This window comes from Rothia sp. HMSC071B01 (genome assembly GCF_001808945.1).
In the GTDB taxonomy this organism is placed as follows: Bacteria; Actinomycetota; Actinomycetes; order Actinomycetales; family Micrococcaceae; genus Rothia.
Genome location: NZ_KV795073.1, coordinates 250,802 through 273,349 on the forward strand (window position 1 = coordinate 250,802; position 22,548 = coordinate 273,349).

Sequence of the window (22,548 nt, forward strand, 5' to 3'; positions counted from 1 at the left end):
AAGCGACGGCGGCACGCTGGCGCGAAACCCTGCTAGCGCAGAAGGTTCTGCGGAGTCTTCACCTCAGGGGCTTTACTTGGTGGTCAGCGCGGGCTTGATTTCCTTGACGATTGCGTCAAGCATCTTCAGGTTGAAGTCCACACCCAGCTGGTTCGGGACAGTCAGCAACACGGTGTCCGCCGCCTGAACCGCCTCGTCACGTGCGAGCTCTTCGGCGATATCTGCCGGATCACCAATGTAGCTGCGGCCAAAACGAGAGAAGCTGTTGTCAATAATGCCGGTGTAGTCCTGCGAGTCCTCCGCGGCGCGGTGACCGAAGTAGCGTGCCGAGGTTGCGTCGATAATGGGCAGCACCGAGCGGGAGACCGAAACACGCGGAACACCGGCGTGACCCGCCTTCACCCACTCGGAGCGGAAGAGGCGAATCTGCTGCGCCTGCTGCTGATCGAAGGGAATGCCCCTATCTTCCAGCATCAGGGTTGAAGACATGAGATTCAGACCCTTCTGCGCGGTCCACACGGCGGTGCTATCGGTGCCCGCGCCCCACCAGATGCGCTCGCGCAGACCCGGCGACTGCGGCTGGACGGGGGCGTACTTGCCGGGGACGCGAGCGCTGGGTGCCATACCCTCACCCTCGATTGCCTTGAGGAAAATGTCGAGGTGACGGCGCGCCATGTCGCTCTCGTTTTCGCCTTCTGCCGGGTAGTAGCCGAAGCTCTCAAAGCCGCGGATAACGGATTCGGGCGAGCCGCGGGAGACGCCCAGCTGCAGTCGGCCCGCCGCAATGAGATCTGCCATGGCGGCAAGTTCTGCCATGTAGAGCGGGTTTTCGTAGCGCATGTCAATCACGCCGGTGCCGAGCTCGATGCGTTCGGTCTTGGCGGCAATTGCGGAGAGTAGCGGGTAGGGGGTTGCCTGCTGCTGGTCGAAGTGGTGCACGCGGAAGAACGCGCCGTCCAGGCCGATGTCTTCGGCACCTACGGCAAGGTCGATTGCCTGGTGCAGTGATTCCGCTGCGGAGGGCACGCGGGATCCGGGAACCTCAGCCCAGTGGCCGAAGGAGAGGAAGCCGAGCTTCTTCTCGTCGCCGCGCATGGGTTCGAGGTGGCTGATGCGGATGGATTCGTCGAGCTGCGGGGTGCTCTGGCTGTTGGAGGCGGTGGGGGTGCTCATGGTTTTTCCTTTGTGGGTTGCGCTCGGGCTCCTGTAGTGCCGGGCTGGTGGTTTAAATCTAAACCCAAATACTTTACATGTCAAGTATTTGTTTTGGGGCATGCAGCAAAGGAGCACCGCTCCCCTTTCGCCGCACGCCTCACCCACCCGGCGCACACATACCGCCACAAAATGCTGGCGCAAAATACAGTCGAAAAGGGCACAAAAAAGCCCGGCGGCACGAACACATCGCACCACCGGGCCCTTCCATTCAACAGTTAAAACTGCAACTAAAACGACAGAAACAAACTGCCCTAGGAACGCTTCGCCAGCGGAACCCACAGTTCCATACGGTAATCAGCCGCCTGCATATCGCCGCGACCGTACACCTCAAGACCACCCACCGGGCGGTACTGCGGATTCTTCGCGAAGAACGCCTCCTCAAAGCTCGCAAAGCCAGCCGGAATAGACTCCGAAATCGGGCCGGTCACCTCAACCACCGCATAGGTGCTCGCAGGCAGCTCCAGCACGCCCAGGCCGAGCTTCACCGCGCTCGCCGGCTCCGACACCAGGAAGCCCGCCGTGTAGCGGACCTGACCCTTCGGGTTCGGCTGAGTGCACACGCCCAGGTACTGGGTCACGTTCAGAACATCCAGCATCGCCGGGGACGCCTTCTGATTCAGCTCATCCCACAGCGGGGAGAAGTCCTCATCCAGGGAAAACACCCGCGAAACGCCGGCAACGACCATCGCCGGGTGTTCCTCAACGCGGGGCTCTGAAATCTGAACCGCGTTCTCCTTGGCGGAGGCCATTAGGCCCTCACCTCGGCGGCTTCGCGGTCCACCGAGCACTCGGGCACACAGCGGCGCTTCGCATCATCAGCTGCGCACTCGGGGCAGAGCAGAACCAGCTCACGGCAGGAATCGTTGGAGCAGTTCTCGAACTTGTTCGAGGGGGCGCCGCACTGTTCGCACTTGCCGATGGTGACGGTGTCCGGGGTGAACTCCATGTGCATGCGCTTGTCGAAGACGTAGAGCGAGCCTTCCCACAGTTCCTTGTCGCCGTACTTCTCGCCGTAACGCACGATGCCGCCGTCGATCTGGTAGATTTCCTTGAAGCCGCGGTTCTTCATGAGCGCGGAGAGAATCTCGCAGCGGATCCCGCCGGTGCAGTAGGTGACGACCGGCTTGTCCTTGAGGTCGTCGTACTTGCCGGACTCAATCTCGCGGATGAAGTCGTGGGTGGTGCGCACGTCGGGGACAATGGCGTTCTTGAACTTGCCGATCTTCGCTTCGAAGGCATTACGGCCGTCGAAGAAGACCACCTCGTCGCCGCGCTCTTCAACGAGCTTGTTGACCTCTTCGGGCTTCAGGTGCACGCCGCCGCCAACGACGCCGTTCTCGTCCACCTGCAGCTCGTCGGGAGCGCCGAAAGCCACAATCTCGTCGCGAGCCTTCACGGACAGGCGGGGGAAATCCTCCGCACCACCCTCGGACCACTTGAACTCCATGTTCTTGAAGCCGGGGTACTTGCGGGTTTCCTTGGTGTACGCCTTGACCGCGTTAATCTCGCCGCCGAGGGTGCCGTTAATGCCGTGCTTGGAAATCAGGATGCGCCCGCGCAGGCCGAGCTTCTCGCAGAGGGCACGCTGCCAGAGCATGACCGCCTGCGGGTCGGCGATGGGGGCGAACTGGTAATACAGAATAATCTTATTTTGAGCCACGAAACTATTTTATCGTCATATACGTCTAAAGCATGCAAATTTTTTGATATGTGCGCGCTGACTACGGGGTTGGCGGCGCAGAAGCGGTGCCGAGGCGGGGTTCAGACAGGCACGGGGCACAGATTCAGGACGGCACATGACCGGCGGCAGGTCGGGTTTTCGCCCGCCGCTCTACAATGGAACCCATGCCGCACAGCACCCCTTCGCAGAACGCCAACCAGCACCCTAAACAGCACTCCGAGCAGCAACCCACACACCAGCCCGAGCAGGGGCTGCCTACGGCGCACCCAAAAACGCTCCGTTACCGCGAGCTGCCCACGAGCGCACAGCAGGTGCTGGCATCCCTGCTGCCGGAGGCGGAACGTACCGGAATCCTGCCCGAGCAGGTGACCCATATTCACACCATTGCCGCCAGGGAGGCGAGCTACGCGCCGTGGCCGCAGTGGTTGCATCCGCGTGTGGTGGAGGCTTTTGAATCGCTCGGTATTGCCGAGCCCTACGCCCACCAGGTGCAGGCGGCGAACGCCGCCCATGCGGGCCTTGATGCGGCGCTGGCGGCGAGCGCGGCGCGCTACGGCTGGCAGGCGGGGCGCATCGAAGCTGAGCGTATCGAAGCATCGGCAGCAACGCGCACCGAAGACGCGAAGAGTGCAGGCAGCGGCGGGCACGTGATTGTGGCGACGGGTACCGCCTCGGGCAAGACCCTGAGCTACCTGATGCCCACCCTGGACGCTATTTATCGCGCATCCTGCGGCGAGCCGGCGAGCTCAACTTCCGCGTATTCTGGGGCTGAAAACCTCAATAATAGAGCGAACGTTCTCTACATTTCACCGGCGAAGGCACTCTCCGCCAACCAGCTCACCGCCCTCACCTCCTACAACCTGCCAGGGCTCCACGCGGCAAGCTACGACGGCGACACCCCCACCGGCGAACGCCGCTGGATTCGCGAACACGCCAACTTCATCCTCACCACCCCGGACATGCTCAACTACTCGATTCTGAGCAACCACCGACAGTGGGCATCCTTCCTGCGCGGGCTACGCTACGTGGTGCTCGACGAGGCGCACAGCTACCGCGGCGTTTTCGGCGCGCACATCGCCAACCTGCTGCGCCGCCTGCGCCGCGTCTGCGCGCTCTACCGCACCGTGCCCGTGTTCTACGGCGCTTCCGCGACCAGTTCCAACCCGGTCGAGTCTTTCTCCAAGCTCATCGGCGTGCCGCAGCAGGCGGTCACCGCCATTACCGAGTCCACCTCCGCACGCGGTGAAACCACCGTCGCACTCTGGGAGCCCGAATTCATGCCGCCCAAGGCGCACGATCAGCTCGCCAAGGGCGCCCGTAGCACCCAGCAGCAGGCGGTCCAGTCGAAGGCTGAGCAGGAGGCGCCGCGCCGCGTCTCCCCCGTGGAGCAGGGCGCGCAAATGCTCACCGACCTGGTGCTTTCCCGCACCCGCTCCCTGGTTTTCGCCGGTTCGCGCCGCAGCGTAGAAATCCTCTCACAGAAGACCCAACGCTACCTCGACGAGGTGGAGGCGGGCCTCGCCCACCGCGTCGCCGCATACCGCGCCGGGTACACCCCCGAAGAGCGCCGCGAACTCGAACGCAAACTCCGCAATGGCGAACTGCTCGGCTTGGCGAGCACCTCCGCGCTGGAGCTGGGCATCGATATCTCCGGACTGGACGCCGTACTCGTGGCGGGCTGGCCGGGTACCCGCGCCTCCTTCATGCAGCGCGTGGGCCGCGCGGGTCGAAGCGGTCAGGACGCGCTCGCCGTGCTCATTGCCGATGACAACCCGCTCGATACCTACCTGGTGCACCACCCGGAGGCGATTTTCGGGCAGGAGGTTGAGGCGACCGTTTTCGACCCAACGAACCCGTATGTGCTCTCACCGCAGCTGTGTGCCGCCGCGCAGGAGGCACCCCTCCGTGCCGAAGAGCTGAGCCTGTTCGGGCCGCATACCGCCGCTCTGCTGGATCGGCTGGTGCAGCAGGGGTACCTGCGTCGCCGCCCGGACGGCTGGTACTGGACGCACGCCGAATCAGCCGCCGACCTGGTCGATATCCGCGGCACCGGTGGCGGCCCCTACCAGCTCATCGACGCCGAAGACGGCACCCTGGTTGGCACCATGGACGCCGCGCACGCCATGAGCCAGGGGCACCCGGGCGCGATCTACATTCACCAGAACGCGCAGTATGTGGTCGAGTCCCTCAGCGAGGGCGAGCGCGTGATCCTGCTCAGCCGCGTCTACCCGGACTACTACACGCGTGCCGTTGAGAGCACGGAGGTTCGTATTCTGGCAGAGCGTGCGCGGGTTAGTTACGGTGCGCATAACGCTGTTGGGGAAGCGGCTCCCGGCGAGGCTGCTCCCGGCGAGGCTGCTCCCGTCGAGAGTGCTTCTGGAGAACAGCAGCTCGCCCCGCTCACCATGCACCGCGGGCAGGTTCAGGTCACCGACCAGGTCACCGGGTACCGGCGCTTCTCCGTCTACGGCGGCGAATACCTGGGCGAAGAGGCGCAACCCATGCCGCCGGAAGTGCTCATGACCGAGGCGGTCTGGTTCACCTTCGAGCCCAGCTACCTGTTCGGTGCGGGCGTGACCGAAGAGGACGGCCCCGGCACCCTTCACGCCGCCGAGCACGCCGCCATCGGGCTGCTGCCGCTCATCGCCACCAGCGACCGCTGGGATTTGGGTGGACTCTCCACGCTGCTTCACGTGGACACCGGCAGGCCCACCATTTTCGTCTACGACGCCGCACCCGGCGGCGCGGGCATTAGCGAGCGCGGCTTCAACGCGGTTGCGCAGTGGCTGAGCGCCACCCTTGAAGCAATCGAAAGCTGCGGATGCGAAAACGGTTGCCCCTCCTGCGTGCACTCGCCCAAATGCGGCAACCGCAACGAGCCGCTCAGCAAACACGGCGCACGGGCGCTACTGCAGGCGATGCTGCAGAGCATGGCGGAGGCGTAGGTTACTGCAGAAGGCGTAGAGCGGGCTGGGAGCGCGGGGCAAGCTGGGATGACAACTCCCGATGAGCGTAAATAGCCTAGTCGGCTGGGCTTTCTGGCTCAGGCGGGTTTTCTGGCTCAACTGGATTCTCTGATTCTGCGGAGCTTTCTGGTGCGGGAGGCTCGGGCGCTGAGTCCTGCGCAGCTTCCAGCTCTTCCTCCAGCTCGGCTACCTCATCGGGGCTCAGCTCCTCCACGTTGCCCGCCGCGTGCTCTTCTTCGGGGCGCCCTTCTTCGAGATGCTCAGCCCCGGCGCGGGCACGCACCCTCGCCGGGCCCAGCGCACCCATGGGCCCCGCGACCGGGACGGCGACCGTCACCTCCACCGTTTCGGGGCGATCCGGAAAAGTGCAGGATTCCAGGTGCGCGCCGTGGCGTTCGGCAAGATCCGCCGCGACCGCGCACGGGTCCCCCTCGGTGAGCCCGCGGTAGGCGTCTGCCGCCGCGAGCGCACTCAAATCGGCGGCCGCGGAAGCCCTGCGGTTTGCGGACACCACCCCAATGAGCCCGGCAATCACCACGGTCACCACCAGTAGCGCGGCAATAATGGTGAGGGCAAGGACGGTGCCGCTACCCGCTTCGGGGTATTGATTCTCGGAGGCTGTTTTCGGGGTGGGACCCATAGCGACTCTACTCACCTTCATGACCCGCACCGTTTTCAGCATCGTTTTCAGCGCCGGCTTCAACGCGGGCGTGGGCGTCCGCCCGCAGCACCCAGCCGGTTGCCGAACCAATCACACCGGGGGCGGGGCGGCTCACCCGCACGTGCACTTCCCGGGCGCGCCCCGCCTCTGTCACGACTACATCATCAGGAGAAACAGAAATCTGCACGCTCTGCGCCGGGTCGATGCGGCTGACGGCGGAGCGAATCTGCGCCTCGGAATCTCCGCGGGCGGCGGCTCGTGCGGCCGTTCGCGCGGACTCCTCCACCTTGAGCTGCGCAACCCCCGTGGAGGCGGCGCCCAGGCAGAGGGCAAGCACCACCGTCACGGCGGGTAGGGCAACCGCAAATTCGGCGGTAATCACCCCCTCTTCTGCGGGGCTTTTGTGCGGGGTCGAGGGTGCCGGTTCCGCACCGGTTTTCCCCGCGGAGTAGGCGCGCCACAAAGCACCCAAATTCACATGAGCGTTCATTCTTTATTCCTCCCTTCTGGCTTGATTTTCCAAAGAACCTAGCATCTAGGGACAAAACCCTACGGCGGGTTTTCCAATACCTCTAGACTAAGGCCTCTAGAGCAGTCCCGTATTGCCCGCAATGGACAGGGCGTTACGCACAATATCCAGGAGCATGGAACGCACCTCATCCGACTTGAGAATCAGCACCAGCAGGCCCGCGAAACCGACCGCCGCGAGCATCACAATGCCGTACTCCGCGGTGGAGGCGCCCTCCTCCGGATCGCCCGCCGGGGCGTAATCTTCGAGCGCCTTTTCGTGCCCCTCAGCGGGTACATATTCGGTGCAGCCGGGCACGTGTTCACCCAGGCTGTGGCAGGTGGGGCCACATTCGTCCAGGGTGCAGCCCTCGGCGAGCGCGCGGGCAATGGTCAATGCCTGCTCGGGGTTCAGGTGATTCGTGTTCATATCAATCTCCATTTCGTTAGGGTCAATCCTGGGGCCGGCATGCTTCTGTTCAGCGCCGGCGGAAAGTTCAGCATCATTGAAAAACTCGGCATCGCTGAAGAGCCCAGTATCGGCGAAAAGCTCGGGGCATTCTTCGCGCAACTGCTTCATGGTGGTTGCGATGGCAACGGACAGCGGCACGGGGCCCAGAATGGTCTGCGCCTCTGCGCCGGGTGCGGCGGGCTGAATTTCGCTCGGAATGCCACCCGGAGCACCGGCCGGGGCGTTGACCGGAGTGCCGACCGGAACATCGGCAGTGTGCAGGTCGTGGCGGATTGCTTCGCAGAGGGTGTTCGTCATTGGTTTTCCTTTCGTTGTGCCCCGTTCATTCGGGGCGGGGTGGGTACTCATCCGCGTTCACGGCAGATGAGCAAAGGTCTAAAAGCGAAGGTCTAAACTTTTCAGCATTTCGGCTAATCGACAGCGCTTATGGACATGGTTCTTTAGCCGGTCAGCGTGGGTAGTAGCGAAATGAGGATGGGCACAATACCCAGACAAATAAAGGCGGGTAGCGAGCACAGCCCGAGGGGTACCACGAGCGCTACGGAGAGCTTTCCGGCGGCGCGTTCTGCCGCGCGGCGTTCGCTGAGGCGGTGCGCATCGGCAAGGGAGAGCAGCAGTGCAGTGCTGGGTGCGCCGCCCGTGTAAGCGGGGGCGAGTGCATCCCGCAGCTCACCGAAGGTTCCCGCAGCGGAGCCCGACCAGGCACTCCCCCAGCTGCTGCCCATTTGCAGGCGCTGGCAGACCGCGTGTAGCGGTCGGCTGTTGAGCGCCTCGGCAAGGGCACCTAGGGCGGCGAGCGGTGCGAGCCCGGCGCGTAGTTGCGCGGCGAGTAGTTCCAGCACGAGGGCGGTATCAACGGGCGCGGCATCTGTTGGAGAGGCAGGCTTTTCCGTCTCAGATTCTGCATTCGCCGTCCGCAGGCTCTCCACCTCCGCCCGATGCACGAGCGCAGCGGTCCAGCGGCGCCCGGCGAAGGCGAGCCCCAGCCCGAGCAAACCGGTGAGCGCCCCGAGAATAGATCCGGTCAGCACGCTCACGGGGTCACTTCCCATGAGCACGCCCAGGCCCAGGCCGAGCAGCGGTAGCCAGGAGAGGATCCTGCCGGTGGCGCGCGGTGCGGCAAGGGCGCTCTGCCTGCCCAGAAGCGCGTCGATGCGTTCTTCGGCGTGTTCGGCGGCGCGTTCCAGGCTCGTGGCGAGCGGCGCACCGGCGCTCTCGCTCATGCGCAGGCTCAGCTGCAGGTCGTGCAAGCGCTCGCGGCTGTGCGGGCGCATCCGGGTGTTACTTTCGAGTAGCTGCGAGCAGGCGATGTGCGCGGGGGCACCCCAGGAGGTGACCGTGGCGAGCGCCTGCGTGAAGCGGCGAATATCTTCGGCGCACCGCTTCTGCCCGTACTCTTCGGAGAGGGGCGAGAAGCCTCGTGCCCGTCGAGCTTGGGCGCTTTTCCCAGCGCTTTTCCGGGCTGTTATTTTCTTCGCGTGCATTTTCCCCGCATCCGGCACCGGTTCGTTTTGCCCGAACTGTGCAAACTGCCCGGTGCCAGGGTCGGCGTGCACCGCCTCCTGCAGGGGAATACCGGCGCGCAGGTTCAGGGCAAGGGTGCGTAGCATGAGCGGCCACATGCGCATTTCCTCGGCGCTGGCGGGTCCGGCGAGGTGCTCAGCCCAGCGTTCGCGAAGGCTTCCTCGACTCGTTTCTTCCCTTTTCATGGTTCCTCCTTTCACGTTTTCCGTTTCCCCTTTACGGGGGCTAGTACCCAACTTCGGAGCCCACAGAAATACGCCTGACCTGCAGATACTCTTCGCTCCCCTCAACTGCGGGGTGCAGGCTGTAGATACCCTCGATACGGCGGTGTCCGTCCCGGTGTTCCAGGTGGATAATGCATTCAAAAGCCGTCGCCGTATGTAGAGCGACCGTTCTACTATCCAGCCCGGCGAGCGCACCCAGGGCGCACAGACGCAGGGGCACCGCCTGCGCACTATTGGCGTGCAGGGTCGTTCCAGCTCCGCGGTGACCGGTATTCATGGCGGTCAGCAGGTGCACCACCTCCGCACCGCGACACTCGCCGACCACGAGCCGATCCGGGCCCATGCGCAGCGCCTGCACAATCAGCTCACCCAACCCGATTTCACCGGCGCCTTCGGAGTTGGCGGCACGGGTTTTGAGGGCAATAACCTGTTCATGCTGCGGCGCGAGTTCCGGGGTGTCTTCGAGCAGAATGAGGCGCTCCTGCGGCGTGCACAGCCCCAGCAGTGCGTTGAGTAGGGTGGTTTTGCCGGTGCCGGTGCCCCCACTAATGAGGAACCCGCGGCGCTCGGCAATCATGCGGCGCAGGTAGGCGGCAGTCGCCTCATCGCACAGCCCGGCGGCCTGTAACTGCGCCAGGGTGGGGCGCTCGCGGGCGGGTAGGCGCACGGAGAGTCGGGTGCGTTCGCTCAGCGGCGGGATAATCGCGTGGATGCGCCTGCCGTGCTCGTCGCTGATGTCAGCCGCCGGATGCGCGGCGTCCAGCTGCCCGCCGTGCCTGCGGATGAGCCGCTCGGCGAGGTCGCGCACGCGCCGCTCGTTGCCGAGGCTCAGCGCCACGGGGCGGGTGGTTCCGTTGATGCCCACCCAGATATCGCAGGGCGAGTTCACGTAGATATCGGTGATGGTTCCGGCGCGTTGTCCCTCGTCAAGGAGCAGGTCGAGGGCGCCGAGGCCGTAGAGTTCCGCGGCGAGGTAGCGCAGCGCGGTCTGCCGGTTGACGGGCACGTATTCCACGCTGGGGTAGCTCCAGGAGGCGGGCGCGGGTTGCACCGTTTTGGCGCGAAATTTTCGGGGCTTCGTCACATTAGTTCCGTCTGCGCCCGTTCCTTCTGCGCTCGCGTTCCCCAGGTGTCCGCCGTCAATGGTGCAGATTGCCTCATCCACGGCGTTTTCGAGAATCTCGCGGAGGGGCTGGGATTCTTGGAGTAGCCCACCGCCCGCGGCACTCGCAGCGTTTGCACTGCCCGCGGCAACCACGCCCTCTGTGGGCGGCCGCTCCCCTGCCCGCTCGGCCCCGGCGCTGAATCCGTTACTGGGTCCGCCACAGAACCCGGCACTGAACCCGCCACTAAAACCACCCAGGGCGATAGCGCTCATCTGCGGCGAGCGCAGAATCAGCTCGCGGGCGTGCAGGGCGACGGCGCGGGCGCGATAGTCTTCGGGAATGAGCAGGGCGGGTAGCGAGTGCGTGCGGGTGTTCTGGACGCCCGTATTCTGTGCGCCCGGCTGATTCACGCCCTGTGCGGCACGCGGCGAGCAACCGTTGGGGCTACCGGGATTGTTGGCAGGGTGCCCGGCGGGATTGCTGGAGGGATTCATGACGGGGTTCATGGCTCTAGGAGAGCATTGCGCCCGCCCCGAATTTTTATGAGAATGAGCGTTCTGTGGATAACTCCTCGCGCACCCCGAAATATCCACGATGCACGCACCTCAAACGAACAAAACGCACGCATCCGGCGCTTTTATGACAAACCACTCGTACATTCTGGTGATAACCACGCACCACCCGTTCTACCGACACATCCTCGATAATGGAAGAATGTACGTTCTGCTCAGTCCTGCCACCGGCGCGGGTATTACCGCCCAGACCGGCACCCCCGCACACCCGGTCACCTCGGCTATTGCCGCGGGTGCGTCCCCGCGCGGTGCTCAGCCGGTGACCTCGTGGGGTGCTTTTCATTTTTCGGCGCCAACCGCTGAGCAGTTGCAGGACCCGACCTTTATTCCGCGGATTACGCGCGCGGATCGGGTGAGTGCGGCGAATCTTCCGGCGTATGTGCGAGAGGTAGAGCGGCAGGCGGCAGATTCGGCGCAGGCGCGTTTCCCCCGCTGGATTTGGGCTGATACCCGCCACGTTGACCCGTTGCTTCTGCGCCGCGGGGTGCGGGTGCATCTGTGCCATGATTTGCGTCTGGTGCAGCGAATTTTGGTGACTGCCGCTACGCATCCGAGCGGTTTTGTGGAGTACAGCCCGGTGTTGGATCTTTCTGATGTGCGTGAGGCGGTGGAGCCTCAGGGGTATCTGCCGGTGGCGCGGCAGATTCAGGGTCAGGAGGAGCTGTTCGGCGCCGATTTTTTGAGTGCGCCCGCTACCAACGCCACCCAGTCCCCCGCAGATTCCTCCCCCGATTTCCTTGAAGCGGCGCCTCATGAGCCTTTTGCCCCGCAGTTGGCGGCGGGCCCGGTGACCCTGCTTCCGGAGCATCCGGTAGTGCGTGTGCTGATGCGTGAGTGGCTGGCGCAGGCGCGCGCTATCGGTGCGTCGAGGCACCCGGAACGGCTGCGTCTTTTGGCGGCGGCTGAGTCTGCCGGTGCGTTGGTTGCGGCTGAGATTGGCTATTACGGCATCCCGTTTAATGTGCAGGCGCATCATGGGCATCTGTGCGAGTTGTTGGGTCCGCGCCCGGTGCCTGGGGAGCGTCCGCAGAAGATGCAGGAGTTGGCGGAGCAGATTCAGCGCATGCTGTTTATGCCGTCGTTGAATCCGGATTCGCCGCAGGATCTTTTGCGTGCTCTGCAGTCTGCGGGGGTTTCGGTGAAGTCTACGCGTTCGTGGGAGTTGAAGAGTTGGGCGGATGCGATTCCGGCTCAGCGGGAGAAGCGTTGGGCGCTGATTGACCCGATTCTGCGCTATAAGAAGCTGTACCGTATTTGGACTGCTAACGGCTGGACGTGGGCTGATACCTGGGTTTCTGAGGGGGCGTTCCGCCCGCATCTTGAGGTGGGTGGCGCCGCGACCGGGCGCTGGGGCGCTTCCGGCGGTGGTGCGTTGCAGCTGCCTGCGGAGATTCGTCAGGCGGTGCAGGCCCCGGAGGGTCAGGTGCTGACGGTGACGGATGGATCGCAGATTGAGCCGCGTATTCTGGCGGCGTTGAGCCGTGATGAGGCGCTCGCTTCGGCGGGTCGTGGCGCTGACCTGTATGCGGGTATTGCCGAGTTGGCGCGCCTGAAGGGTGTGGGTTTGACGGAGCGTTCCCACGCGAAGGTGGGCATGCTGGCGATTATGTATGGCGGTCGCAGCGGTGAGATTGGTGCCCTGTTGCCGCATGTGGCGGCGCTTTTTCCGCAGGCGATGGAGTTTACGGAGCGTGCGGCTCGTATTGGTGAGGCGGGCGGTCAGGTGACGACTTTTTTGGGTCGTACGTCCCCGCCGGTGGATGAGCGTTTCCGTGAGATTGTGGCTGATCGGTCTTCGCCGGCGGCTGAGTCGCGTGCGGTGTCGACTGCGCGTGCGCACGGGCGTATGACCCGCAATTTTATTGTGCAGGGTACGGCGGCTGAGTGGGCTCTGTGCTGGATGGGCGCGGTGCGTTCTCGTCTGTTGTCGGAGCGGATTTTTGGTATGCCGATGCGCACCCGCATTGTGTATTTTTTGCACGATGAGCTTCTGCTGTGCGGCCCCGAGCTGGAGGCGGATCGCGTGGAGCGTATTGTGCGTGAGGGCGCTGCGGAGGCGGCGCGTCTGCTGTTCGGTCGGGTGCCGGTTGATTTTCCGGTGTCGGTGGCGCGGGTGCGCAACTACGCAGACGGTAAGTAATCAGCGGTAAATAATCAGCCGCGCATAAGCGGCACCGTGCAACAAAAAATAGGGGCGGCGGGTAGCTTCATTCAAGCTACCTGCCGCCCCTATCTGCACCCTATATCCGCTGGTCAGGCGCTTATTCTGCGATGAGCTTTACTCCTCGTAGCCGGGTGCCGGGCGCATCTTTTTCTGGTCCCAGGGCACGGTCCAGCCGAGCGAGTCGAAGATCCGGTCCAGCAGAATCGCGGTGAATCCCCAGACGGTGAATTCTTCGCCGCCGGGCATGCGCACCTCGAAGGCGGGGGTGCGGTGTGAGGTGCGGCCGCGTTTGACGTAGGCGGTGTGCCGGTTGGCGGGGTTGAGCAGGTCGCGCACGGGCACGCGGGCGATGAGCGCGGACTCGTTGTGGTCGACGACTTCGACAGGCACGGGGCTGTTCCACCAGCCGATGACGGGGGTGACCATGAAGTTGCTGATGGGTAGCGGCAGGGTGTGTAGCTGGCCGAGGATCTGCACGCCGGCGGGGTCGAGCCCGGTTTCTTCGACCGCCTCGCGCAGGGCAGCGATGTGGGCGACGGGTTCGCCGGTGGTTTCGGCGTGCGCGTAGTCTTCAGGGTCGATTTTGCCGCCGGGGAAGGCGGGCTGACCGGCGTGTGAGCGCAGGGTTGCGGCACGCACGAGGAGCAGTACATCCAGGTCGGCGCTGACGTTCTCGGGGCAGCCTTCAAATTCGCCGGTGGAGGGCGAGTTGTCGAGCACGCCGAAGAGAATCAGCACGGCGGCTTCTTTGTTCAACGGGCTGGCGGGTGCGCTGCTTAGCAGGGCTTGGACGTCGAATTCCACGCCGCCCTCTGCGAGAGCCGCCAGTGCCTGCTGGGCGGGGTGCTGTGCCTCCTGCCCCGCCTGTTCGGGTTGTACCTCGGGTGCGCTCATCTGTGTACCTCTCTTCTGTGCGGCTGCATTCCGGTTTGGTTCAGTCGCCGTTAGGCGCTGAGCGAGTAGCCTTCTGCCATGAGTTCGCGGCGGGTTGCGCCCTGCAGGAATCGCAGGTGCAGGTCTTCTCGACCGGGTGCCATTTCGTATTTCATGAGTTTACGTGCTGCTTGTTCGTTCGTCTCCCCGGCTCCATAGGACGGGCAGAGGTCGGCAACGGGGCATACACCGCAGGCGGGCTTTTTGGCGTGGCAGATGCGGCGGCCGTGGTAGACCATGCGGTGTGAGAAGAGCGTCCAGTCTTTGCGGTCGATGAGTTCGGCGACGTCTTTTTCGACCCTTTCGGGGGCGTCTGCGGTGGTGAACCCCATGCGGCGGGCGAGGCGGCCGAAGTGGGTGTCTACGGTCAGTCCGGGCACGTCGAAGGCGTTTCCGAGGACGACGTTCGCGGTTTTGCGGCCGACTCCGGCGAGTTCTACGAGCTCTTCGAGGGTTGAGGGAACCTGCCCGTTGTGGCGTTCTACAAGCTGCTGGGAGAGGGTGATGATGGAGCGTGCCTTGGCGCGGTAGAAGCCGAGGGACTGAATATAGGGTTCGACCTCTTCGGTGCGTGCGGAGGCGAGCGCGGCAGCGTCCGGGTAGCGTGCGAAGAGAGCACCGGTGACGGAGTTGACGCGCACGTCGGTGGTTTGTGCCGAGAGCACGGTGGCGATGAGCAGCTCGAAGGGGTTGTCGAAGTCGAGTTCTGCGACGGCGTAGGGGTAGGTTTCGCCGAGGATGCGGTTGATTTTGCGGGCGCGGCGCACGGTGGCGAGGTGGCTTTCGGGTGCGCGTGCGTTGAGGCGGCGGGCGGCGGCTGCGGCTTTGAATTCGGGAACGAATCGGATCTGCAGGAGCGATTCGGTGTTCTGTGCCGCAGCGTTGCGTGCTGCGGTGTTCTGTGCGTCTGCTGTGGGCTGGGTGGCGTTCTCGGTCATAGCGCGAGGGTACCGGGCTTGGGTATGTGGGCGGTAGCGAGGTTCACCGTACTTGGCTCGCTCGCCCATCATTTTCTGTGTCTCATCTTTTTTTGGGCAGTTCGCGCCGACTAGCGCTTGGCGGGCGCCTACTGTGCCACACTGGTTTTATGTCAGATACGATTTTTGTGCTTAATGGACCGAATTTGAACCTGCTTGGGCAGCGCCGCCCCGAGGTGTACGGCTACACCACTCTGCACGATATTGAGCGTATGGTGCGTGAACGCGCGGCGGATCATGGTTTTGATGTTGAGTTTATGCAGTCGAATCATGAGGGGGCGCTGGTGGATGAGATTCAGCGTGCTCGCACTCGTGGCGCGGCGATTATTATCAACCCGGCGGCGTACACGCACACTTCAGTAGCGCTGCACGATGCGCTGGAGGCGGCTGAGCTTCCGGTGGTTGAGGTGCACCTGTCGAATGTGCATCGCCGCGAGGAGTTCCGCCATCATTCGTTTGTATCACCGCAGGCTACTGCGGTGATTGCCGGTGCGGGTGCGTACGGCTATGTCATGGCGGTTGATTTCCTCGCTCAGCATCTTGCCGAATAACCCAGCACAGCATCTCGCGCAGCGCTTGGTTGAATAACAGCGCGCCGCCTCCTTTCGTTAAATAGTTCAGGCTCCCGTTCCTCGCTAGAGGTTCGGGAGCCTGAACTTTTATCGCTATCTAGCGGCTAGTTACTTGCGGCAGGTGCCGGTGGAGACTGCGGCGGTGTTGTCGCCGCCTTCAGCCAGTGCCTGCTTGAGGGTGCTTGCGGTGACGGCGTAGCCGGTCTGGCCGCTGGTGGCTTTACCAAAAATCATGCCGACCACGTTGCCGTTTTCGTCGAGGACGGGGCCACCGGAGTTGCCGTGCTGCACGTCGGCTGCCAGCTGGTAGACCTGGCGCATAGCGTTGGCGCGGCCGGTGTCGGCGTCGATGGTCTGGGTGTTGCCGATGCCCTGCACGGTGGCGGGTAGTGCCTTGAACGGGCCGCCCTTGGGGTAGCCCATGAAGGTCACGAGGCTACCTGCGGTGGCGTTGGTGCCGATGTTCAGCGGTGCGAGCGGCAGCTTGGGAACGCTAATGAAGGCGATGTCCTGTTCGCTGTCCATGTAGACGACGGTGCCGGGCCAGGTGCGGCCGCGGGAGTCCTGCACGACCGGGGAGGTTACGCCGGCGACCACGTGGGCGTTGGTGACGACCAGGCCGTTATCCGCTACGAAGCCGGAGCCGGTGGAAGTGTAGCCGCACTGCTCGGCAGCGCCCAGAATCTCAACCACGGAGGCTGCCGCCCGGTCCAGTGCCGCAGATTCTACGGTCTGGGTGGGGGCGCTGGTTTCGGGGGCGATGAGTTGGCTGACTTCCGGAATGGTTCCGAAGGCGAGCACGTCATTGCGTACCGTGTTGATGCGGTCCTTGACGACCTCGGGGGTGGAGGCGACCATCCAGGAGAGGGTCTTGGAGTCGCTGAGCGCAGTGTTGAGCTGCGGGATGGGTACGGTGCGCATGGAGATGGTCAGTACGACCATGACCAGGGCGCAGGCGGCGAGGTTCAGCACGCCGCCGAAGAAGCGTTCAATGCCCTTGAGCGGGGTGATATCGGTGACGCGGCGGATGGTGCGTCCGGCAACGAGGCCGAGCCACTGTCCGATGGTCAGGCAGATGATGAGCACGCCGACGGCGGTAATGAGGCTCCACTGGGATCCCACGGATGCCACGGCGAGAGGCACGAGCCAGGCTGCGGCGCAGACGCCCAGGCCCAGGCCGAGGAAGGTTCCGAGGGTGGTGAAGAATCCGCTGCGGACTCCGGCGAGGAAGTAGAGCAGCAGGATGATGGGGATAGCAATATCAAGCAGGTTGATGCCAGTCGTCATGACTAATTGCCTCCTTGGTGGGTAGAAGTGGTCACGGTGTGCCCATTGTGGTTGGTGCGGGCTGTGCCCGGTGAGTGTGGTGGCGCGTTGACACCCGGTGGTGGGTGCGGCGGGCTTGTGTACCCGAAGGTTTCGGGGCCGGGTTTCTGCCTCGTCGCATCGTACCGCGTGTGGAGGCGGGAGCCTCCTTGTCATGAGGGCGTCAGCGTGCTTGGTACCGATAAAAGTACACACCTGAATGCCTGATATTAGGTGGTGAACCTGTGGGGAAGCTTTGAATTTACTCGAAAGAAATAACTTTTGTTGTAAAGCTCGCTGTATCGGAATGCATAAAGCGCTTTTTTAGGGTACGCTCATATCAGTTGAATATGTCACACTAGCTTGAGCCTTCTCACATTTCAGATGTTGAGACGCATGACACCGGTTCGGGCTCACTCACTGAACATTTACGAGTTTCGGCTCATCACCTCATATCTAGGAGAACTTTATGGATCTCGAGATCCTCCGTCGTACCCCTCTCTTTGCTAACCTCGACGACGCAGCATTCGCTCTGCTGACCGATGACATTCAGGAGATTGACCTCTCCCGCAACGCTGTCCTCTTCTACGAGGGCGACCAGGACGACCAGCTCTTCGCGGTGCTCTCCGGTAAGGTCAAGCTGGGTCGCACCGCCGCTGACGGCCGCGAGAACATGGTCGCAATCATGGGTCCCGGTGACGTCTTCGGCGAGATGGCTCTCTTCGATCCTTCGCCCCGTTCGACCAACGCCGTGGCTGTCTCTGAGACTCGCCTGGCTGCCATCAAGCACGAGTCCTTCAAGCGTGCACAGCAGCTCGATCCCACTATCTCCGATCAGGTTATTAAGACTCTGGCTCGCCGCCTGCGCCACGCTAACGAGGCACTGGCTGACCTGGTCTTCTCCGACGTTCCCGGCCGCCTCGCTAAGGCACTGCTGGACCTGGCTGACCGCTTCGGCCGCCCCGCGACCGACGGCGTGCTCGTTGCTCACGAACTGACTCAGGAAGAGCTGGCACAGCTGGTTGGTGCATCCCGCGAGACCGTGAACAAGGCTCTTGCCGAGTTCGTTTCCCGCGGCTGGATCCGCCTGGAGGCACGCGCAGTTGTCATTCTGGACCTGCCCCGCCTGCGCCAGCGTTCCCGCTAAAGCCTCTTTGAGTTAGGGTATTCTAGGTCGCCCTCGCTGAAAGACACGCGGCTTAAAGAAATCAGGAGCCGTTTCCCTCTGCATGGGGAAACGGCTCCTGATTTCTTTAACGCTTCATCGTACGGGCGAGCATTGCGGCAGCTCGTTAGAGCACGCCTGTTAGTGCACACCCGCTACGCCGGTGTACACGCTACCGGTGGTTGCCGGAACCACCTCGGTGAAGGAGAGCATGCACGCGCCATTGTGGATCACGAGCACGGGCTTCTTCACCTCAATATTGCGGCGTTTGGACAGCCATGCCACGGAAGTCTGTGCCTTCGCCAAAGATTCGAGCAAGCTCATCACGCCGGGGGTGATGAGCTGGTCGAGGGTACGGCCCACCGTGTTAGGCTGGCCGATGCGGTCACCCAGTTCGCTGGTGTCCTTGGCTTCGAGCAGTTCACGCACGTTCAGCCAGTCACCCCACACACCCTTGCCGAGCAGTAGCTTCGGGTCCTGGCCCACGGGCAACGCCGCGGTGAAGTAGGCGATATCGTAGCGCTTGAGGAAGAAGTCCGGGGACTGCCAACGCGCGACCGGGCGTAGCAGGTCAGCGCGCACGCTCAAACCGCTGGAGGTCAAGAAGTCAGAGAAGCTCTTGTCCTGCTCGGCAACTGCTTCACGCCACGCCATGAACTCAGGGGTGCTGGAGCGCTCCACGACGTCCTGTTCGTCCTCGCCGGCAAGCAGAATGCCGGTCTCTTCAAAGCATTCACGCACGGTAGCCATGACGCTACGGCGTGCCTGCGCAATATCGGAGAAGTGGAATTGGTCCTGCCAGTAGTCGGCGCCGGGACCCACCCAGGAGGCGGACTCATCATCACCGGGAAGAGCCGTGCCGCCGGGGAAAGCCACCACGCCCAGCGGAGAGGTGCCGGGGCGGTAGGTCAGAATCGTTTCGAGGCCGTTGTCGCCGTCGCGCACAAAAATGACGGATGCCGCCTGGCGCATCGTGCAGCCGGTCGCACCTTCGTTACCGCCTTCACACCAGCTTTCGGCGGCGGTGCGCATGAACTCGGGAATCGTGTAGAGACGCTGAATGGCTGCGGTGCGCGGACCTGACTGGCGGCCGGTAAACATGCGGGGGCGTTCCACGCCTTCAGCCGGGGTGGGGGTGCCGAAGCGGCGTTCCTGCACCGGCAGGGGCAGAGTCTTGATATCCTGTGATTCGCCGGATCCGTGACCGTCTATACCGTTCACCGTCTTTTGGGCGCCACTTTGTGCTGCCCGCTGAGCCTGGGCAGCACGAATAGCAGACAGCGGCAGTGCGCCGGTGTACAGATTAGACATATTCAACAATGATCTCGACCTCTACGGGCGAGTCCAGGGGAAGAACGGGAACGCCGACGGCGGAGCGGGCGTGCTGGCCTGCCTCACCGAAGATTTCGCCGAGCAGTTCGGATGCGCCGTTAATGACGGCGGGCTGAGCGGTGAAGTTCACCTCGGATGCCACGAAGCCGACAACCTTCACGACGCGCTGCACGCGGTCCAGGTCGCCAATGACGGACTTGACCGCTGCCAGGGCGTTGAGCAGGCTGATACCCGCGTACTTCTTCGCATCCTCGGGGGTCACGAAGCCTTCAGCGCCGGAGTCGGAAACCTTACCGGTTTCGGGCAGAGCACCCTCAACGAAGGGCAGCTGACCGGAGGTGTACACGTAGGAGCCGGACGTAACAGCCGGAACGTAGGCTGCAACGGGGGCGGGTGCTACGGGCAGTTCGTAACCGAGTTCGCGGATACGTGCTTCAATACGGGATTCAGTCATGATTACTCCAGAAGGATGGCGGGTGCTGGCACCCAAACGGTGATAGGGGAAATGCCGTAAATCTAAACGCTACTGATATTCAGGCAGCTGTTAAATGGCTAACCGGCGGTCTTCCTCATCTATTCCCGCGCTCCCCTAGTTATAGGAGGGCCGGGATAGCGAGGTGACCGCCGGGTACGCTGCTCTTAGTCAGCCTTCTCGCGCTTAAAGTAGGCGATGGGGTTGCCCTGAGTCGGAGCGACCATGTTCGACGCGGGGGTTGCGCCAGCAGGTGCGGATGCGCCGGGGAGAACAGTTACGAGCTCCCAGCCGTCTTCACCCCAGTTGTCGAGGATTGCCTTGGTCGTGTGGATCATCAGCGGTACAGTTGCGTATTCCCATTTCTTCATACCCTCTAGACTAGCTTTCAGGGTCGAATAAGTAAAAGGGATTTACTATGGTTTCGGTCAATGTCCGGCGCTTTTGGGGGCTTTATTCTCAGGGCTGAGGCGCCCACCTCCCTGTGGGGTGCCGAACCGGACTTCCTCTCACAGCTTCATGGGATAAACTGAATGAATGGCTTCATCTAAGAAAACCCGTGCGCGTCGCCGCCCGGGAGATTTTTTGCAGTTCCTCGCGTTCAGCGTGATTGCCGGTTTCCTCGCGGCAATTATTGTCGTACCCCCGGCAGTGAGTGCCGGTATGGTCGCGAACGCGTCGATGTCATGGTTCCAGGACCTTCCTGACGACATTGCCGATGGCATCTCCTCCCGTCCTTCTACTATTTACGCTGCTGACGGCAAGACCGAAATCGCAACCTTCTTTGAAGAGAACCGTGAACCGGTCAAGCTGGATCAGATTTCTCAGCACATGAAGGACGCTATCGTCTCAGTGGAGGACCGTGACTTCTACAACCACGGTGCGGTCTCCGCTATCGGTATTGGTCGTGCGTTCCTGAACAACATCATTAACTCCAACAGCGGTCGCCGCCAGGGTGCTTCCACCCTGACCCAGCAGTACGTCAACAACCTCATTGTTGACTCCGCTGTGGCTCGCGGTGAGGACGCTACCGCGACCCTGAACGGTAACAAGACCTACGCCGCAAAGATTCGCGAGATGAAGCTTGCGATTTCTATGGAGCAGAACAAGTCCAAGGACGAAATCCTTGAAGGCTACCTGAACATCGTGAACCTTGGTGGTTCGAACTACGGTGTTGAGGCTGCTGCACAGTACTACTGGGGTATTTCCGCTAAGGACCTGAACGTGGCACAGTCCGCCCTTCTTGCCGGTCTGGTGCAGGCACCGAACGTGTACGACCCGACCGTGAACCCCGAACTCGCCCGTGAACGCCGCGACATCGTTCTGGGCACCATGCTCCGCGACGGCAAGATTTCCGACAAGGAATACAGCGACGCCATCGCCAGCGACATTAAGCTCAACGTCCACACCAAGTCCCAGGGTTGCTCCCTGGCAGGCGACAAGGCGTTCTTCTGCCGTTATGTGGTCAACTACCTGCTGCAGGATGAGTCCCTCGGCGCAACCGCTGAGCTGCGTAACACCGCCATCAAGCGTGGCGGCCTGAAGGTGATCACCACCCTGAACCCCGAGGCTCAGACCGCGGCAAAGCAGGCTGTGGACTCCACCCAGCCGGCAGCAACCAACTGGAACGACGTGAACTCCGCGCTGACCAGTGTTGAGCCCGGCACCGGCCGCGTCATCGCGATGGCACAGAACACCGAGCTCGGTAGCCCCGCAGACGCAAACGACCACTCCAAGACCGAGTACAACTACAACGTTGATAGCGCCTACGGTGGTACCCGCGGCTTCCAGCCCGGTTCGACGTTCAAACCGATTATTCTGGCACAGTGGCTCATCAGCGGCCGCGGCGCTAACGCTACCGTGAACGGTACCCAGCTGTTCTGGCCCACCAGCTTCGGTTGGAACGCCAAGTGCTACGACGGCGGTAAGTACTACTACACCGGTCAGCCGAACGGCTGGTCCTACAAGAACGCAGTCAACGGCGGTCTGACCTACGGTACCGCTGCGTACGGTATTCGCCAGTCGTTGAACTCGTACCTGTACGGCATGCTCTCCCAGATTGACCTGTGCGATGTGCACGACCTGTCCATCAAGATGCACGCCCTGGACGGTACCGGCGAACCGCTACACAGCATCCCCGACCTGGGTACCAACATTGGTGGTACCAAGTACGGTATCTCCCCGCTGACCAGCGCATCCATGTACGCTATCTTCGCTTCCGAGGGTAAGTACTGCACCCCGCGCCCCATCGAGAAGATCACCAAGACCAACGGTGAAACCATGAAGGAATACCAGAACCAGTGCGAGCAGGTCCTGGATCCGGACATCGCGAACGGTGTCAGCTGGGTTCTGAAGGGCGTTATCCAGCCTGGCGGTTCCGCTTCTCAGCGCGGTATTGGTCTGCCGAACGGTTCGGCTGCGAAGACCGGTACGAACGATAACTCCTCCCAGACCTGGCAGGTTGGCTACACTCGTGGCCTGTCCACCGCGTCTTGGGTTGGTTCTAACAACCTCGGCTTCCGCTCCCTGAACGGTGTGGGTATTAACGGTCGAGTCCTCGAGTACGTCGATGGTGCAACCTATGCGGGTGCACAGTGGCAGTCGTTCATGAAGACGATCGCACCGAAGTACAACACGAAGGACTTCACCACCCCCAGCGATAAGATTCTGTCGTACAGCTAGAATCACAGCTCATCAGCT

At 62.8% G+C, this 22,548-nt stretch carries 19 protein-coding genes; 5 read left to right on the forward strand and 14 right to left on the reverse strand.

Annotated elements, in window-relative coordinates:
• Positions 1–72: 72 nt before the first annotated feature.
• The 3 genes from HMPREF2527_RS05995 to HMPREF2527_RS06005 form a co-directional block, all read right to left on the reverse strand.
• A complete protein-coding gene (locus HMPREF2527_RS05995; protein WP_070507095.1) occupies positions 73–1,173 on the reverse strand; it encodes an LLM class flavin-dependent oxidoreductase in 1,101 nt (366 codons plus the stop codon).
• A 293-nt stretch (positions 1,174–1,466) separates the two neighbouring features.
• A complete protein-coding gene (locus HMPREF2527_RS06000; protein ID WP_070507097.1) occupies positions 1,467–1,964 on the reverse strand; it encodes a GyrI-like domain-containing protein in 498 nt (165 codons plus the stop codon).
• Positions 1,964–2,875 (reverse strand): oxygen-dependent tRNA uridine(34) hydroxylase TrhO, encoded by a 912-nt coding sequence (locus HMPREF2527_RS06005; RefSeq protein WP_070507099.1) that lies wholly within the window; start codon positions 2,873–2,875, stop codon positions 1,964–1,966. The genes HMPREF2527_RS06000 and HMPREF2527_RS06005 overlap by 1 nt, the downstream gene beginning before the upstream one ends.
• Before the next feature lie 176 nt (positions 2,876–3,051).
• Between HMPREF2527_RS06005 and HMPREF2527_RS06010 the strand changes: the two genes are divergently transcribed.
• Positions 3,052–5,841 carry a DEAD/DEAH box helicase gene (locus HMPREF2527_RS06010; protein WP_070507101.1) on the forward strand — a complete coding sequence of 930 codons (2,790 nt, stop codon included), beginning with the start codon at positions 3,052–3,054 and terminating at the stop codon, positions 5,839–5,841.
• A 76-nt stretch (positions 5,842–5,917) separates the two neighbouring features.
• Here HMPREF2527_RS06010 and HMPREF2527_RS06015 read toward each other — a convergent pair whose 3' ends face one another.
• From HMPREF2527_RS06015 to HMPREF2527_RS06035, 5 genes are all read right to left on the reverse strand, one after another.
• On the reverse strand, positions 5,918–6,502 hold the full coding sequence (locus tag HMPREF2527_RS06015; protein WP_049351923.1) for an Rv3654c family TadE-like protein: 585 nt from the start codon (positions 6,500–6,502) through the stop codon (positions 5,918–5,920).
• Positions 6,503–6,509: 7 nt separating this feature from the next.
• Complete coding sequence (locus HMPREF2527_RS06020; protein ID WP_070507104.1) at positions 6,510–7,013, reverse strand: TadE family type IV pilus minor pilin; 504 nt, start codon at positions 7,011–7,013, stop codon at positions 6,510–6,512.
• A 96-nt stretch (positions 7,014–7,109) separates the two neighbouring features.
• A complete protein-coding gene (locus HMPREF2527_RS06025; RefSeq protein WP_070507106.1) occupies positions 7,110–7,799 on the reverse strand; it encodes a DUF4244 domain-containing protein in 690 nt (229 codons plus the stop codon).
• A gap of 143 nt (positions 7,800–7,942) precedes the next feature.
• Positions 7,943–9,211, reverse strand: coding sequence for a type II secretion system F family protein (locus tag HMPREF2527_RS06030; protein WP_070507108.1), 1,269 nt, complete (start codon positions 9,209–9,211; stop codon positions 7,943–7,945).
• 40 nt (positions 9,212–9,251) lie between these two features.
• Complete coding sequence (locus HMPREF2527_RS06035) at positions 9,252–10,850, reverse strand: TadA family conjugal transfer-associated ATPase (protein WP_070507110.1); 1,599 nt, start codon at positions 10,848–10,850, stop codon at positions 9,252–9,254.
• Between the two features lie 220 nt (positions 10,851–11,070).
• Here HMPREF2527_RS06035 and HMPREF2527_RS06040 point away from each other — a divergent pair, with 220 nt between their 5' ends.
• Positions 11,071–13,068, forward strand: coding sequence for a bifunctional 3'-5' exonuclease/DNA polymerase (locus HMPREF2527_RS06040; RefSeq protein WP_070507112.1), 1,998 nt, complete (start codon positions 11,071–11,073; stop codon positions 13,066–13,068).
• A 138-nt stretch (positions 13,069–13,206) separates the two neighbouring features.
• Here HMPREF2527_RS06040 and HMPREF2527_RS06045 read toward each other — a convergent pair whose 3' ends face one another.
• Both HMPREF2527_RS06045 and nth read right to left on the reverse strand, forming a co-directional pair.
• The gene (locus HMPREF2527_RS06045; RefSeq protein WP_070507114.1) at positions 13,207–13,986 is read right to left on the reverse strand and encodes an NUDIX hydrolase; all 780 of its coding nucleotides are present in this window, start codon (positions 13,984–13,986) and stop codon (positions 13,207–13,209) included.
• 50 nt (positions 13,987–14,036) lie between these two features.
• A complete protein-coding gene (gene nth / locus HMPREF2527_RS06050) occupies positions 14,037–14,963 on the reverse strand; it encodes an endonuclease III (protein ID WP_070507526.1) in 927 nt (308 codons plus the stop codon).
• Positions 14,964–15,112: 149 nt separating this feature from the next.
• Between nth and aroQ the strand changes: the two genes are divergently transcribed.
• Positions 15,113–15,553, forward strand: coding sequence for a type II 3-dehydroquinate dehydratase (aroQ, locus tag HMPREF2527_RS06055; protein ID WP_044150130.1), 441 nt, complete (start codon positions 15,113–15,115; stop codon positions 15,551–15,553).
• A 129-nt stretch (positions 15,554–15,682) separates the two neighbouring features.
• Here the strand turns inward: aroQ and HMPREF2527_RS06060 are convergent, their stop codons facing one another.
• A complete protein-coding gene (locus HMPREF2527_RS06060; protein ID WP_070507116.1) occupies positions 15,683–16,861 on the reverse strand; it encodes a MarP family serine protease in 1,179 nt (392 codons plus the stop codon).
• Positions 16,862–17,348: 487 nt separating this feature from the next.
• On the opposite strand from HMPREF2527_RS06060, the gene HMPREF2527_RS06065 reads away from it, so the two are divergent.
• Entirely contained in the window at positions 17,349–18,026 is a 678-nt protein-coding gene (locus HMPREF2527_RS06065) for a Crp/Fnr family transcriptional regulator (RefSeq protein ID WP_012902921.1), read from the forward strand.
• Positions 18,027–18,185: 159 nt separating this feature from the next.
• Here HMPREF2527_RS06065 and HMPREF2527_RS06070 read toward each other — a convergent pair whose 3' ends face one another.
• From HMPREF2527_RS06070 to HMPREF2527_RS06080, 3 genes are all read right to left on the reverse strand, one after another.
• Entirely contained in the window at positions 18,186–19,355 is a 1,170-nt protein-coding gene (locus tag HMPREF2527_RS06070) for an NUDIX hydrolase (RefSeq protein ID WP_070507118.1), read from the reverse strand.
• Entirely contained in the window at positions 19,348–19,830 is a 483-nt protein-coding gene (locus tag HMPREF2527_RS06075; protein ID WP_049363379.1) for a RidA family protein, read from the reverse strand. The genes HMPREF2527_RS06070 and HMPREF2527_RS06075 overlap by 8 nt, the downstream gene beginning before the upstream one ends.
• Positions 19,831–20,015: 185 nt before the next feature.
• Positions 20,016–20,219 carry a DUF4177 domain-containing protein gene (locus HMPREF2527_RS06080; RefSeq protein WP_005504647.1) on the reverse strand — a complete coding sequence of 68 codons (204 nt, stop codon included), beginning with the start codon at positions 20,217–20,219 and terminating at the stop codon, positions 20,016–20,018.
• Between the two features lie 166 nt (positions 20,220–20,385).
• Between HMPREF2527_RS06080 and HMPREF2527_RS06085 the strand changes: the two genes are divergently transcribed.
• Positions 20,386–22,530, forward strand: coding sequence for a transglycosylase domain-containing protein (locus HMPREF2527_RS06085; RefSeq protein WP_070507120.1), 2,145 nt, complete (start codon positions 20,386–20,388; stop codon positions 22,528–22,530).
• Positions 22,531–22,548: the final 18 nt, after the last annotated feature.